The organism is Microbacterium sp. NPDC003461, assembly GCF_053588335.1.
This window is the reverse complement of the sequence record NZ_JBSFPT010000020.1, coordinates 27,091-40,704: the sequence shown is the minus strand read 5'-3', so window position 1 is coordinate 40,704 and position 13,614 is coordinate 27,091. Positions and strand designations below refer to the sequence as shown.

The 13,614-nt window shown below is 69.2% G+C and carries 10 protein-coding genes and 2 pseudogenes; 6 read left to right on the top strand and 6 right to left on the bottom strand.

Annotated features, from left to right (window positions below; translation table 11 throughout):
- Positions 1–62: 62 nt before the first annotated feature.
- The 3 genes and pseudogenes from ACWDR7_RS09360 (at position 63) to ACWDR7_RS09350 (ending at position 3,285) form a co-directional block, all read left to right on the top strand.
- Positions 63–797, top strand: coding sequence for an NYN domain-containing protein (locus tag ACWDR7_RS09360; RefSeq protein ID WP_287271205.1), 735 nt, complete (start codon positions 63–65; stop codon positions 795–797).
- A 3-nt stretch (positions 798–800) separates the two neighbouring features.
- A pseudogene (locus tag ACWDR7_RS09355) lies at positions 801–1,208 on the top strand (TOTE conflict system archaeo-eukaryotic primase domain-containing protein); the annotation flags it as partial.
- Between the two features lie 22 nt (positions 1,209–1,230).
- Positions 1,231–3,285 (top strand): TOTE conflict system archaeo-eukaryotic primase domain-containing protein, encoded by a 2,055-nt coding sequence (locus ACWDR7_RS09350; RefSeq protein WP_449854643.1) that lies wholly within the window; start codon positions 1,231–1,233, stop codon positions 3,283–3,285.
- Positions 3,286–3,292: 7 nt separating this feature from the next.
- Here ACWDR7_RS09350 and ACWDR7_RS09345 read toward each other — a convergent pair whose 3' ends face one another.
- From ACWDR7_RS09345 to ACWDR7_RS09335, 3 genes are all read right to left on the bottom strand, one after another.
- Positions 3,293–3,493, bottom strand: coding sequence for a helix-turn-helix domain-containing protein (locus ACWDR7_RS09345; RefSeq protein ID WP_449854642.1), 201 nt, complete (start codon positions 3,491–3,493; stop codon positions 3,293–3,295).
- Positions 3,494–3,855: 362 nt separating this feature from the next.
- Positions 3,856–4,779 (bottom strand): metallophosphoesterase, encoded by a 924-nt coding sequence (locus tag ACWDR7_RS09340; RefSeq protein ID WP_449854641.1) that lies wholly within the window; start codon positions 4,777–4,779, stop codon positions 3,856–3,858.
- A gap of 17 nt (positions 4,780–4,796) precedes the next feature.
- The gene (locus ACWDR7_RS09335) at positions 4,797–7,436 is read right to left on the bottom strand and encodes a transglycosylase domain-containing protein (protein ID WP_449854640.1); all 2,640 of its coding nucleotides are present in this window, start codon (positions 7,434–7,436) and stop codon (positions 4,797–4,799) included.
- 124 nt (positions 7,437–7,560) lie between these two features.
- On the opposite strand from ACWDR7_RS09335, the gene ACWDR7_RS09330 reads away from it, so the two are divergent.
- Together ACWDR7_RS09330 and ACWDR7_RS09325 are read left to right on the top strand one after the other, a co-directional pair.
- Positions 7,561–7,779 carry a hypothetical protein gene (locus ACWDR7_RS09330; RefSeq protein ID WP_449854639.1) on the top strand — a complete coding sequence of 73 codons (219 nt, stop codon included), beginning with the start codon at positions 7,561–7,563 and terminating at the stop codon, positions 7,777–7,779.
- Positions 7,776–8,243 carry a RidA family protein gene (locus ACWDR7_RS09325; RefSeq protein ID WP_449854638.1) on the top strand — a complete coding sequence of 156 codons (468 nt, stop codon included), beginning with the start codon at positions 7,776–7,778 and terminating at the stop codon, positions 8,241–8,243. The genes ACWDR7_RS09330 and ACWDR7_RS09325 overlap by 4 nt, the downstream gene beginning before the upstream one ends.
- 78 nt (positions 8,244–8,321) lie before the next feature.
- Here ACWDR7_RS09325 and ACWDR7_RS09320 read toward each other — a convergent pair.
- Together ACWDR7_RS09320 and ACWDR7_RS09315 are read right to left on the bottom strand one after the other, a co-directional pair.
- Positions 8,322–8,606: pseudogene (locus ACWDR7_RS09320) on the bottom strand (AMP-binding enzyme); the annotation flags it as partial.
- A 206-nt stretch (positions 8,607–8,812) separates the two neighbouring features.
- Positions 8,813–10,798 (bottom strand): hypothetical protein, encoded by a 1,986-nt coding sequence (locus ACWDR7_RS09315; RefSeq protein WP_449854637.1) that lies wholly within the window; start codon positions 10,796–10,798, stop codon positions 8,813–8,815.
- Between the two features lie 106 nt (positions 10,799–10,904).
- Here ACWDR7_RS09315 and ACWDR7_RS09310 point away from each other — a divergent pair, with 106 nt between their 5' ends.
- Positions 10,905–11,522 (top strand): TetR family transcriptional regulator, encoded by a 618-nt coding sequence (locus tag ACWDR7_RS09310; RefSeq protein WP_449854636.1) that lies wholly within the window; start codon positions 10,905–10,907, stop codon positions 11,520–11,522.
- Between the two features lie 45 nt (positions 11,523–11,567).
- Here ACWDR7_RS09310 and acs read toward each other — a convergent pair whose 3' ends face one another.
- Entirely contained in the window at positions 11,568–13,538 is a 1,971-nt protein-coding gene (gene acs, locus ACWDR7_RS09305; protein ID WP_449854635.1) for an acetate--CoA ligase, read from the bottom strand.
- Between the last annotated feature and the right edge of the window lie 76 nt (positions 13,539–13,614).

Sequence of the window (13,614 nt, the reverse complement as noted above, 5' to 3'; positions counted from 1 at the left end):
AGGTGTGGCATGTCGCACCGGTTCGCGTCTCGACGTCAGTGGTCGCTTCTATGCTCGTCCGTATGAGGGTCGGCGTCTACATCGACGGGTACAACCTGTACTACGGTGCGCGCGGGCTCTGCGGGCGGTCGACGCCGGGATGGCGCTGGCTGGATCTGCGAGGCATGGTCGAGAGTGTGATCGCCACCCGTTCGCACTGGGGAGAGGTGACGATCGAGAACGTCACCTACTGCACGGCCCGGATCAGCGGTGCGAGCAACCCCGAGGGGCAGCGGGAGCAGGACGTGTACCTGCGGGCTCTGGCGCACACGGGCTCGGCGACGAGGATCAGCTTCGGAACGTACGTCGCGCGCGTGTCGACGGCGCCGCTGGCCGTCAAAGGACGCAACAGCAAACCTGTTCTCGTCGAACCGGACTGGCCGATCATGATCCAGGACCACAGCGGCCAGGACGTCCCGGGCGCGACGTTCATGGCCTCCGTCGCCCGGCGCGAGGAGAAGGGCAGCGACGTGAACATCGCCTCCCATCTGCTGATCGACGTGCTCACCCGTAGGGTGGATGCGGCCGTCGTCATCAGCAATGACAGCGACCTCGCCTACCCGATCGGCGTCGCGCGCGAGCACGTTCCCGTCGGCCTGATCAACCCGACGAAAGGGGTCCGCGCGGGCAAGCTCGCAGGGACGCCGACCGAAGGCGCAGGCAACCACTGGTGGTACCGTCTTGAGCCCGATGACCTCTACGCGCATCAGCTCCCGAACGTGATCTCGTCCCGGATCACGAAGCCCGCACCATGGTGACGAGTGCTAACATGGGGTCATACCACCCGGCGCCTCTGGCGCCGGGTCTTTTCTTTGCGCATCACCGACGGTCCGGGGGCGCTCGGTAGCCTGGGAGCCGTGCGCCGTCCGGAGACCACCGCTGAGATCGATGCCCTGCGGACACGGATCGCGAGACTGGAGCGGGAACTTGCAGAAGCCCGCGAACAGCTGAGGGAGCTTCAGCGAGAGGAGCCGGTCGGCGCGCGCCCTCGCTCCGATCTGCTTCCTACCGTCACGGCGGCCTCGTCGAGCGCCGAGAAGCTCGCCTTGTTCCGAGCGCGCTTCACCGGCAGGAACGACGTCTACGCAACGCGCTGGACCAGCGCGCGCACGGGGAAGTCCGGCTGGAGCCCTGCCGTGCGCGGCGGCTTCTACACCGGCTCCGAGACCGCTGCTGACTACCGGCCACTCGATGAGCGCACGATCGAACGGCATCTGCGGGGCGCGGCTGCTCCCGGGGGAACGCGAGTTCCATATCGGTCTCTACCCGATGCTCGAAGGCGACCAGTGCAGGCTTCTCGTCTGCGATTTCGACGACGCAGAGTGGCGGCACGATGCCGCGGCCTTCGTCGCAGAGTGCGAGCAGGTTGGGATCCACGCGCTCACCGAGGTCTCCCGTTCCGGCGAAGGCGCGCATGTCTGGATCTTCTTCGAGGATGTGCTCCCCGCCATGACGGCTCGCGCAGCCGGGATGCGGCTCCTGCGCGCTGCGATGACCCGCAGGCCGGCGATGGACTTCCGCAGCTACGACCGCTTCTTTCCCTCGCAGGACACGCTGCCCGAACGATCCTCAGGGCGGGCGCGCCTGGGCAACCTCATCGCGTTGCCCTTGCAAGGCGACTGCCGCCGACGCGGGACGACCGTGTTCGTCGACCCCGACACATGGCGTCCGCACGAGGACCAATTCGCGGCACTCGCGTCGACGACGCCCGTCTCCGCAGAACGAATCAGGGAACTTGGAGCGACGAGCCACGCAGAGGCGCGCGTGGGGCCCGCCGAGTCGTTGGGCGCCAGGCCACGGCGAGCGAGCATTCGAGCGGCCGCGCGCGGAACCGCGCATAGGTCGCTGAAGCTTCGCCGCGATGCTCTGTTGCACGTCCCGACGGCACACCTTCCGGGCATTGTGATCACCGAGCTCAAGCACATGGCATCGGTGCCCAACCCCGAGTTCTATCGCAGGCAAGCACAGCGGTTCAGCACCTTCGGGACGCCACGCCTGGTCACCAGCTTCGAGCACGACGAGCACGAGCTGCGGCTACCACGGGGGCTTACCGACGAAACCGTGGCGCTCCTCGCGGATGCGGGATTCCAGGCAGCGATCGAGGCAACAGCGACGGCGCAGACACGTCTGGAGCTGACATTCACGGGGCAGCTGCGAGAGAAGCAACAGGAAGCCGTCGACGCGCTCCTCGCACATGACACCGGAGTGCTCGTTGCACCGCCCGGGGCGGGCAAGACGGTCATGGCCTGCGCGCTCATCGCCGAGCGCGCCAGGCCGACGGCGATCCTCGTGAACCGGGCCGAACTGCTCACACAGTGGCGTGAGCGTCTTCAGCAGTTCCTCGGCCTCACCGACAAGCAGATCGGACAGCTGGGAGCCGGGCGTCGGAAGCGGCGAGGTGTCGTGGACCTGATCACGATGCAGTCCGTCTCGCACCGGAACGCCGACCCTGCGGTGCTGGAAGAGTACGGGCAGATCATCGTCGACGAGTGCCATGCCGTCGCCGCTCCCGCGACCGAGGCCGCCCTGCGCAATGTCAGCGCACGCTACTGGGTCGGGCTGACAGCGACCCCCTACCGTGCCGATCAGATGAACGGCCTGATCACGATGCAGTGCGGGCCGGTGCGGCACGTGCTCGACTCTCAGGAGCGAGCGGAGCGCAAGCTGATCGTCCACGAGACGACCTTCCGCACGGACGAGCCCGGGACAGACGGACCGTCTATCCAAGCGATCTACTCGGAGCTCGCCGCCGATCCCGAACGCAACGCGATGATCGCCCGGCACATCAGTGAGGCGGTCGCCCAGGGGCGGACGTGCCTCGTCCTGACGAACAGGCTCGAGCATCTCGACGCGCTCGCAGATGCATTGAAGGGATGCGCGGCGCCAGTGGTCGGGCTCCATGGGCGCCTCCCCACCGCGGAACGCCGAAGCATTAGAGCGTCTCTCAACGAGATGGAAGCACGGCAGCAGCCATACGTGCTCCTCGCCATCGACAAGGTCGCCGGCGAAGGGCTCGATCTCCCGGCGCTCAACACGCTGTTCCTGGGAGTTCCGGTCTCCTTCAAGGGGCGAGTGATCCAGCAGATCGGACGCATCACCCGCGGGCATGATGCCAGTCACCTCCCCGCCACCGTTCATGACTACCGCGACATGTACGTACCGCTTCTGGAGCGCATGTACTCGCGACGACGGCGCATCATGGCGAAGGAGGGCTTCGTGACGGCCGGGCCCTCCGAAGAGGAGTAGGTGCCGTTCATCGACGAGGACGCAGTACCCGTCTGATCGTGGATTCGCTCACTCCGTACATCTCGATCAGCTCGCGTCGGGTCGCCCCGCTGGCGAACAGACGCCGAGCCTCGGCCTTCTGCTCCTCGCTCAGGGCTGCGCGCTTCGACTTGGCGGTGAGGTCGAACCCGGTGCGGCGGAGCGTGTCGCGGACGGTGTTGCGGCGCACGTTGTACCGATTGGCAAGCTCATGCGTGGATGCTCCGGCCGCATAGTCATCGATGATGAGCCTTGGGGCCGATCGATGCAGTGCGTTTTGCTGGGGGATTGGCCGGTCATCCGCTTCCCGCGTCGAGCCTCGCGCAGTGGCCAGGAGTTCGGCCAGTTCCGCGGTTCTCCGCCCTTGTTGGCAGTAGTTTCGCAGCAGCCCGACGTAAACGACTGAGGGACCCGCCGAAAGGCGGGTCCCTCAGTCGTTTGATCGCGGTGATGAAGGCGGGCCCCGCTCGCCGGAGGCTCCGCGCGATGCGAAGCAGCGCGTGGAGTGGCGAGTGGGCGCACCCCGAGGCTCCGCGCAGCGTGAAGCGGTGATCAGACGCGCGGAGCGAGGGTGAGGAGCGAGGCCTCCGGGCGGCACGCGAAGCGCACCGGCGCGTAGATCGAGTGGCCGAGCCCGGCGCTGACGTTCAGCGGGACGGAGCGCCCGTCGTGCGTCCACGTCGACAGCCCGCGCACCTGCGAGAGCGGCAGATCGCAGTTTCCCACGAGGGCGCCCACGAACGGCACACGCACCTGGCCGCCGTGCGTGTGGCCGGCGAACAGCATGTCGGCTCCCGCACCGGCCAGGGCGCTCAGGATGCGGCGGTAGGGCGCGTGCGTCACGCCGATGGTCGGACCGTCCCCGCCGAGGGCGGCGAGCGCGGCGAGGGTGTCGTCGACGCGATCGCTGCCGTGGTGGGCGTCGTCCGTTCCGGCGAACCGCAGGTCCGATCCGGCCACGGTCATGCGGACCGCGGTGTTGTCGATCCGCCGCCAGCCCAGCTCATCCGACAGATACGCGTCGAGCGCATCCGTGTCGAGCCGCGTGGGCTCGCTGTGCCGCCGCGACGGCCCGGCGAGGTACTGGAACGGGTTCTTCGGCGTGGGCGCATAGAGATCGTTCGAGCCGTGGACGAAGACGCCTGGCACGCCCGCGAACGGCGCGAACGCCGCTCGGATGCCGCGGAGACCGTCGGGGTGTCCCAGGTTGTCTCCGGTGTTGACGATCAGGTCCGGCCGCAGCCCGGCGAGCCGGGCGATCCAGTCCTGCTTGCGGCGCTGCCACGGCGCCATGTGCGCATCCGAGAGGTGCAGGACGCGGATGGGGCGGGCGTCGGGCTCCAGAATGCGCACGACGTGGTGACGCACCGTGTACAGGTGGCGCTCGATCCCGACGCCCCACGCGGCGGCGAGGGCGCCGGCGGCGGCACCGGCGCCCACGACGCCGGCGACGCCGCGGGTGAGGCGGCCGATCATGCGAGGAGTCCGATCATTCAATCGTCGTCGTTGCCGCCGCCGTTGTTGCCGCCGCCGTTGTTGCCGCCGCCGCAGTCGTCGGCCTGGTAGTCGACGGTCACGCGCGTGCCCGGTGCGACGAGCTCGTCCGCCGCGGGCGCGGTGCCGGTGGCCTTGCCGCTGCCGGCGCCCTTGGCCTCCGAGCAGGAACCCCGCGCGGGGTCGAGGCCGGCCGACTGCAGGGCGCCCAGCGCCGCCGCCATGGCCGCGCCCGCCACGTTCGGCACGCGCACGCCCTGCCCGTTGCTGGGGCTGATGGTCACGACGGTCCCCACGGCGACGCGTCCGGCGCCCGGCTCCTGCGTCTGCACGGTGCCGTCGGGCTGGTCGCCCGTGACGGGCTCGCCGACGTTCGCGTCGAAACCGGCGGCGCTCAGGATGCGCGTGGCCTCCTCGACCGTCTTGCCCGTGACATCGGGGAGGTCGGCCATCGGCGTCACGAGCAGGTTGCGGTCGGCCTCGGGGAACGGGTCGCCGCCGTACTTCGCGTTGGCCGCCGACTGCAGCGCCGGCGCGATCCTGTGGCGGATGTCCGACAGCCTGATGCCGTTCGCCCACTGGCGCGACATGCTCTTGCGCACCCACTGGCCGTTCTCCTGCACGGAGTCGACGTTGCCCACCCAGACGGCGGTCGCGACCTTGGTCGAGGACTCCACCATGAAGGTCTGGTCGTCCTCGTGCGTGCCGGTCTTGCCGATGAGCGGGACGCCGTCGCGGGTGTTCGATGTGTAGCCGGTGCCTCCGGGCTGCATGACGCCCTGCAGCACGTGCGCCGCCGTGGCGGCGACGTTCGGCTCGATGACCTTCTCGCAGTTGGGCTCGGGCACGGGCTGCTCGACGCCCCCGGAGTCGACGACGCGGTCGATCGCGATGGGCTCGCAGAGCACGCCGCCGTTGGCGACGGCGGCGTAGGCGGCCGCCATGTCCATCGGGGCGATGTTCTTCGACCCGAGCACGTCGTAGGGCACGTTCGTCTTGGTCACCGACTCGCCGTTCGCCAGCGTCACGCCCATCCGCTCGGCGACCTTGTTGATGTCGCAGATGTCGAGCTGCTCGGCCATCGCGAGGTAGCCCGTGTTGAGCGAGTCGCGCGTGAACGTCATGGGCGTGCCGTAGTACCCGCCGCTGCCGCCGTAGTTGCCGATCTGGCCCGTGTCCTTCGCGGACGGCGAGATCTGGCCGCAGGCCTTCATCCTCGAGAACGTGTGCTTGGTGCCGTTGAGGCGCTGGTTGACGGACTTGCCCTTCTCGAGCCAGTCGATCAGCGTGAAGAGCTTGTAGGACGACCCGACCTCGAAGCCGGTGGACGCCCCGTGCGCCGCGTCCGCGGCGTAGATGATGGACGTCTTGCCCGGCTCCTGGCTGTTCTCGGTGAACTCCGTGTTCTGCACCATCGCCAGGATCCGACCCGTCTGCGCCTCCATGGAGACGCCGGTCGCACCGAAGTTCATGCCGTCGATGTGGCTGGGCGCCCAGTCGCGCATCGCGTCCTCGCCGGCGCGCTGCACGCCCAGGTCGAGCGTCGTGTAGATGTCGAGGCCGCCGCGCTGCAGCTTCTGCGCGCGCTCCGTCGGCGACGCGCCGAAGGCCTCGTCGGTCAGGATGATCGACCGCACGTACTGGCAGAAGTAGGCGGATCCGCCGGCCGTCCGGCACCCCTGGTCGGTGGGCGTGATGGCGGGCACGATCGGCTCGGCCGCCGCCTGGTCGTGCTGCTCCTGCGTGATCTTGCCGTCCTCGAGGAGGCGCTTGAGCACATACAGCTGGCGGCCCTTGGTGAGCGAGTAGCCGTCGGCCTCGCTGTTGATCGGGTTGCCGTCCTCGTCGACGGTCGACCCGTCGCGCATGTCGATGCGGTAGATGTTCGGGTTCTGGACGATGCCGGCGAGCACCGCCGCCTGGCCGACCGTGACATCCTTGGCGCTCGTGTTGAAGTAGTAGCGCGCGGCGGCCTCGATCCCGTACGTCTGGCCGCCGAAGTTCGCGATGTTCAGGTACCCGAGCAGGATGTCGTCCTTCGAGTACTCCTTCTCGATCGCGATGGCGTAGCGCATCTCCTGCAGCTTGCGCTCATAGCCCTCCACGCCCTCGGAGTTGGTGTGCTTCATGAAGCACTCCCGCAGCTCCTCGTCGTCCGCGGCCTCCTGCTCGCACTGCTGGATGAGCACGTTCTTCACGTACTGCTGGCTGATGGACGATCCGCCCTGTGTGGTGCCGCCGGAGGCGTTGTTGAGCAGGGCGCGCGTGGTGCCGATGAGGTCGACGCCGCCGTGCTCGTAGTAGCGCGGGTCCTCGCTCGAGAGGATCGCGTCGTAGATGTGGCGCGAGACCTGGTCGTACTCGACCGGCTGGCGGTTCTGGTCGTAGAACGTCGCCAGCTGCACATCGTTGCCGGCCTCGTCCTTCGCGTAGATGGTGCTCGGCTCCATCGGACGATCCACCTTGAGGATGCCCGGCAGGTTCTCGAACAGGCTGATCGCGCTCGAGGCGGCGGCACCGCTCATCGCGATGGCGGGGGTGACGGCCGCGGTGACCAGCAGGCCCGCGACGGCGCTCAGGCCGACGAGGCCGAGCACGCCGCTGAGCACGCCGCTCGGCGTCCTTTTCGCGTTGGGCATATGGTGATGGTAAGCGAGTTCCCTGGGGGACGCCTCACATGCGGCGGCGGCACGCGGAGGGCCGCGCACATGGTTCGCGCGGACGCCGGGGACTCGCGATGCGCCGCTCGATGACGGGAGAGTCATGACCACGTGGGAGTACCTCACGACGCCGCTGCTGATCCACAACACGGCAGCGATCCTGAACAACTGGGGCAAGCAGGGCTGGGAGCTCGTGCAGGTCGTCCAGGGCCCGGAGGGCGGCCTCGTCGCCTATCTGAAGCGCCCGGTCGGATCGGGCGAGGCCAACGCCGGCCTCGGCGCGGCCGCGGAGGCGGCCAAGCAGTTCGAGGACGAGCGGTGACCGTCTCCGCGCGCCTGCGCGAGCTGGGCCTCGAGCTGCCCTCGGTCGTGCCGCCGGTGGCCGCCTACATCCCGGCCAGGGTGCACGGTGACCTCGCTTGGACCTCGGGTCAGCTGCCGATGGTGGCGGGCAGCCTGCCGGCCACGGGCAAGGTGGGCGAGGGCGACGGGCTCGTGCCCGCCGCCGAGGCGAAGGACCTGGCCCGTACCTGCGCGCTGAACGCGATCGCGGCCGCCGCGGCGGCCGTGGGCGGCGTCGACCGCCTGACCGGCGTGTTCAAGGTGACCGGCTTCGTCGCCTCCGATCCCGCGTTCACCGGTCAGCCCGGCGTCGTCAACGGCGCGAGCGAGCTGCTCGGCGAGATCTTCGGCGAGGCCGGGGCGCACAGCCGCTCCGCGGTCGGCGTCGCGGTGCTGCCGCTCGACGCGCCCGTCGAGGTCGAGGTGGCCTTCACCTTCGCGTGAGCGGTTAGTCCGCAAGTCTGTGCCAAGTCCGCGTGCTCGCCCGCCCGGAGTTGGCACAGACTTGCGGATATAGCGACGTCAGCGCACCTGGGCGCTGATGACGCTCATGACGGCGGTGTCGGCCAGCGTCGTCGTGTCGCCGACCTCGCGGCCCTCGGCGACGTCGCGCAGCAGGCGCCGCATGATCTTGCCGGAGCGGGTCTTGGGCAGCTCGCCCACGATGTAGACGTCGCGCGGCCGGGCGATCGGCCCGATCTGCTCGCCCACCCAGGCGCGCAGGTCGTTCGCCAGCCCCTCGGCGCTGTGCGCGCGCAGGAAGCTCTCCTTGAGGATGACGAAGGCCACCACCGCCTGGCCGGTTGTTGTCAAAGTACGCGTCAGCGATCGGTTCGTTGGGGTTGAGCGGAGAGGGGCGACGTTGTCATTCTCGTCGTCAGTCCCGATGCCCGGTCCGGTGAGGAGACCGCGACACGTCTCGCGGACGATGGGGAGCAACGCCAGCTCGAGCTCGAGCTCGCCCGAGACCGCCCGCGCCGATGGCGCCGGCGGCCTCCGCCCGTGTCACCGCATCAGACGCGCGTACGGCGCCGCGTCCGGAGCGATGAGCCGATCAGTGCGCCCGCTCCGAGCACGAGCAGTGCTGCCCCGACCCAGAGCGCCGGGCTCAACTCGCCTCCGGTCGCGGCGAGTTCATTGCGCTGCACGGTCACCGCGGCAACGACGGTGAGGCCGATGTCGTCGAAGCTGAGGATGAGGTGGTGCTCCCCGTTCGTGACGCCGGTGAGGTTGAAGCCGCCGGTGATGGCGGCGCGGTCCCACTGGACAGTGCCGAGCGATACCGGGGTCGATCGCATGTTGCCGATGATCGACGACCGCGAACCCTGCATCTTCGTCAGGAATGAGGACATCAGGTCGAACGCTTCACTGCGCTTGTCGGTCAAGCCGGCCAGTCGCAGCACATCCATCTGCTGAGTGTTCGTGACGGCGTCGAGTTCGATGCGCAGCGTTGCGACGAGGTCGGCAGCGGCCGTTCTCACCTCGGTGGAGTCCGACGTCGCCGAAAGGAGAACGTGCGACTCCACGGCCGGGCGTGCGGCCGCGATCGCAGTGGCCAGCGACTCATCAGTCGGCCCGGCGACGTATGCGTTCAGGGCCGTGATGGCCGCGTTGAGCGTGACCACGCGGGCGTTGCGTTTCTGCACATCCGTCACCTGAGAGGAAAGCTGCTGGTCGAGCAGCGGGACGCGCTGATCCTGGACAGCGCGCAGAGCCCCTTCGAGATCGAACGCGGTGAGCGAGATCTCGTTCACGGTCACGCCCGGCAGCCTGGAGACCACCGGCGACAGTAGCTGGGATGCGGCGGCCGCCTCGTTCGTAGACGGCCGCTCCGCGAGGCCGAGCGCGCGTCCCGAGCCGTTGAGGAGAGGGAATGTGACATTCGGCGTGCCCGCCGCGGCCGCGAGCAGGTCGGCAAGCTCGGGCTCTGAGATGCCGCTGAAAGCGCCGGTGAGGCCGACATCGTCCGGGCGCTGGAAGACCGCGATGTAGGCCTGCTGTACCGGGTCGGTGGAGGGCGTGGGTGTGGGTGTCGGGGTGTCTGTGGGGGTGGGTGTCGGTGTCGGGGTGTCTGTGGGGGTGGGCGTCGGTGTCGGGGTGGCGGTGGGCGTCGGTGTCGGGGTGGCGGTGGGCGTCGGTGTCGGGGTGGGCGTGGGCGTCGGTGTCGGGGTGGCGGTGGGCGTCGGTGTCGGGGTGGCGGTGGGCGTCGGTGTCGGGGTGGCGGTGGGTGTGGGTGTGGGTGTGGCTGTGGGTGAGGGGGTCGGTGCCGCGGTATCCGAGATGAGCGCGAAGGAGCGGGCCACATCGATGAGGCTGGGGCTCTCTTCGCCTCGGGGAAGCGCGAAGGCGGGATTGTCCGACGGCTGCGCATCCGCGAGCGTGAATCCCGTGGCCGGCTCGAAGCGGATGCTGTAATCGTCGGTGGATGTCGTCGGCAATGAGCCTGATCGGAATGTGCCGTCTGCGGCGACGGCGACGCGCTGCACTGCCGTGCCGCCACTGAGGATGGTGACGCTCGCGCCCGAGAGGTCGGCGAGAGGGGAGGCATCCGACGTCGCGGTCACCGCGCCGCTGATCTCACCGAAGGAGCCCTCCAGCGGGACGGTGACGGCATCTCCCCGCGTGGGGTTGAACTCCCTCCTCGCCGCGGGTTCGACGAGGTCGCCGACAGCACCGGGCCAGGATGCCTCGGCGATGAAGCTGGTGTCCGTCGCGGGTATGCGCACGGACACGGTTCCGTCTGCCGAGGTGGTGCCGGTGGCGATGACCTGGTCGAGCTCGTCGGTGGAGAGCACGGTCACGGTCGCGCCGCCGAGCGGAGCGGATGCCGTCCCGTCGGAGAGAGTCGTCGTGATGAGTATGTGGCCTGCTTCGGACTCCGCGGCGCTGGCGATCGCAGGCAGCCCCACCAAGACAAGGCCGGTGGCTACGGACAGCACACCTGCGGTGCGTAGCGGGGAGACCAGATTCCGACGTCGTCGTGCGACGTTGTGAGGCATGGCGATCCTTTCTGATGGTTCGTGGCTAAGTATGGACTCAGTCCAAACTTTTACGCAACCCAGGGAGATCGACCTAGGGTGGGATGAAGGGAGAGGAGGGACGGCGATGACGGAAGGGCTCCGCGAGAAGAAGATGCGCGTCGCGCGTCGGGCCATGGAGGAGGCCGCGGTCGGAATCGCCTATGAGGAAGGCGTTCACGCCGTGACGGTCGACCGCATCTGCGAAGTGGCGATGGTGTCGCGCAGCACGTTCTTCAACTACTTCCCCTCGCTCGAGCATGCGATCTTCGGATCCGCCCTGGTCTACGACCCTGTGCTCACCGAGCGCATTTTGAGCGCGCACCGAGACGACCTCGTGATCGCCGCCTCGCGGATCGTGATGGAGACCGTCCGCGGGCAGGGCGACGACGAACTCCTGCGCAAGCGGTTCGCGCTTTTCGCCCGGGAGCCGGGCACGACGACGACGGTGTCGTGGGCGGCCGGGACGAGCCGCGCCGGACTGCAGGACGTGATCGAGAACTGGCTCGATGCGCATCCGGCATCGGCTCGCCTGGCGGACGCCGATCACGCCACCGAGGCGCGGATGATCGTGAACTTCTCCATCACGCTCGGCGACGAGGTTATGCGGCTGGTGGGTGAGGACGGCGGGGACTTCCCGTTCGACCCCGCCGTGTTTCGCACGGTGCGCGAGCGGATGAGGGAGCTGAGCATACCCGCACGGTGAACGCCCCGCACCGCGATCAGCGGTGCGAGGCGTTCGGGACCGCCGCTACTTGACCTGCGCCGAGATGATGCTCATGACCGCGGTGTCGGCGAGCGTGGTGGTGTCTCCCACTTCACGGCCCTCGGCGACGTCGCGCAGCAGGCGTCGCATGATCTTGCCGGAGCGGGTCTTGGGCAGCTCGCCCACGATGTAGACGTCGCGCGGCCGGGCGATCGGCCCGATCTGCTCGCCCACCCAGGCGCGCAGGTCGTTCGCCAGCCCCTCGGCGCTGTGCGCGCGCAGGAAGCTCTCCTTGAGGATGACGAACGCCACCACCGCCTGGCCGGTCGTCGCGTCCGAGGCGCCCACGACCGCGGCCTCGGCCGTGGCCTCGTGCGCCACGAGCGCCGACTCGATCTCGGCGGTCGAGAGGCGGTGTCCCGAGACGTTCATGACGTCGTCGACGCGGCCCAGCAGCCAGATGTCCCCGTCGTCGTCGAGGCGCGCCCCGTCGCCGGCGAAGTAGTAGCCCTTGTCCTGGAACATCTTCCAGTACGTCTCGACGAAGCGATCCGGGTCGCCCCAGATGCCGCGCAGCATGCTGGGCCACGGCTCGGTGATGACGAGCAGCCCGCCGTTGCCCTCGCCGACCGGCTCGCCCTTCTCGTCGACGACGGCGGCCGAGATGCCGGGGAGGGGCACCTGCGCGGACCCGGGCTTGGTCTCCGTGATGCCGGGCAGCGCCGACACCATGATGGCGCCCGTCTCGGTCTGCCACCACGTGTCGACGATGGGCGTCTTGCCCGCGCCGATCACCTCGCGGTACCAGATCCACGCCTCGGGGTTGATGGGCTCGCCCACCGAGCCGAGCAGGCGCAGGCTCGACAGGTCGCGCGCCTGCGGGATCTGCCGGCCCTGCTTCATGAAGCCGCGGATCGCGGTGGGGGCGGTGTAGAAGATGGTCACCTTGTACTTCTCGATGACGTCCCACCACCGGCCGGGCTCCGGGAACTCGGGCGTGCCCTCGTAGAGCACCTGCGTGGCGCCGTTGGCCAGCGGGCCGTACACGACGTAGGAGTGACCCGTGATCCAGCCGATGTCGGCCGTGCACCAGTACACGTCGCTCTCGGGGTGCAGGTCGAACACGTTCCGGTGCGTGAACGCCGCCTGGGTGAGGTAGCCGCCCGAGGTGTGCAGGATGCCCTTCGGCTTCCCGGTGGTGCCCGAGGTGTAGAGGATGAACAGCGGCGACTCGGCGGGGAACGCCTGCGGCTCGTGCTCGGCGGCCGCCTGCGGCACGACGTCGTGGTACCAGATGTCGCGGCCCTCGACCCAGTCGACCTCGTTCTCGCCGCGGCGCACGACGAGCACGTGCTCGACGGTGGCCTGCGGGCCGAGACCGCCGCGATCCTCGAGGGCCTGATCGACGGCCGGCTTCAGGGGCGAGACCTTGCCCTTGCGCCAGCCGCCGTCGGCGGTGATGACGAGCTTCGCGCCCGCGTCGTCGATGCGCGAGCGCAGGCTGTCGGCGCTGAAGCCGCCGAAGACGACGGAGTGCACGGCGCCGATGCGGGCCACGGCGAGCATCGAGGCGACCGCCTCGGGGATCATCGGCAGGTAGAGCGCGACGCGGTCGCCCTCGCCGATGCCCAGGTCGGTGAGCACGTTCGCGAGGCGCTTGACCTCGTCGGTGAGCTCCGCGTAGGTGACGGCGCGGGAATCACCGGGCTCGCCCTCGAAGTGCAGGGCGACGCGGTCGCCGTTGCCCGCCTCCACGTGGCGGTCGAGGCAGTTGTAGGCGACGTTCAGCGCGCCGTCGGCGAACCACCTCGCGAACGGCGGGTTCGACCAGTCGAGCACCTGCGTGAACGGCGTGCTCCAGTGCAGCAGCTCGCGCGACTGCTCGGCCCAGAAGCCCTCGCGGTCGGTCTTGGCCCGCTCGTAGAGCTCGGGCTTCGCCACGGCGTTCGCGGCGAAGGCCGGATCGGGGGCGAAGCGGCGGTCCTCGTCGAGGAGGTGGTCGATCTGACTGCTCATGCAGCGCGCTCCTTTGCGGATATCGATCGCCGGCGGACGAAGCGCCGGGCGTGCGTCGTCGCACGTTGCTCCCGAA

Coding starts and splice junctions, on each gene's coding strand:
- ACWDR7_RS09310 (WP_449854636.1), top strand. CDS start 10,905: ATGACGGAAGGGCTCCGCGAGAAGAAGATGCGCGTCGCGCGTCGGGCC.
- ACWDR7_RS09330 (WP_449854639.1), top strand. CDS start 7,561: ATGACCACGTGGGAGTACCTCACGACGCCGCTGCTGATCCACAACACG.
- ACWDR7_RS09335 (WP_449854640.1), bottom strand. CDS start 7,436: ATGCCCAACGCGAAAAGGACGCCGAGCGGCGTGCTCAGCGGCGTGCTC.
- ACWDR7_RS09315 (WP_449854637.1), bottom strand. CDS start 10,798: ATGCCTCACAACGTCGCACGACGACGTCGGAATCTGGTCTCCCCGCTA.
- ACWDR7_RS09350 (WP_449854643.1), top strand. CDS start 1,231: ATGAGCGCACGATCGAACGGCATCTGCGGGGCGCGGCTGCTCCCGGGG.
- acs (WP_449854635.1), bottom strand. CDS start 13,538: ATGAGCAGTCAGATCGACCACCTCCTCGACGAGGACCGCCGCTTCGCC.
- ACWDR7_RS09340 (WP_449854641.1), bottom strand. CDS start 4,779: ATGATCGGCCGCCTCACCCGCGGCGTCGCCGGCGTCGTGGGCGCCGGT.
- ACWDR7_RS09360 (WP_287271205.1), top strand. CDS start 63: ATGAGGGTCGGCGTCTACATCGACGGGTACAACCTGTACTACGGTGCG.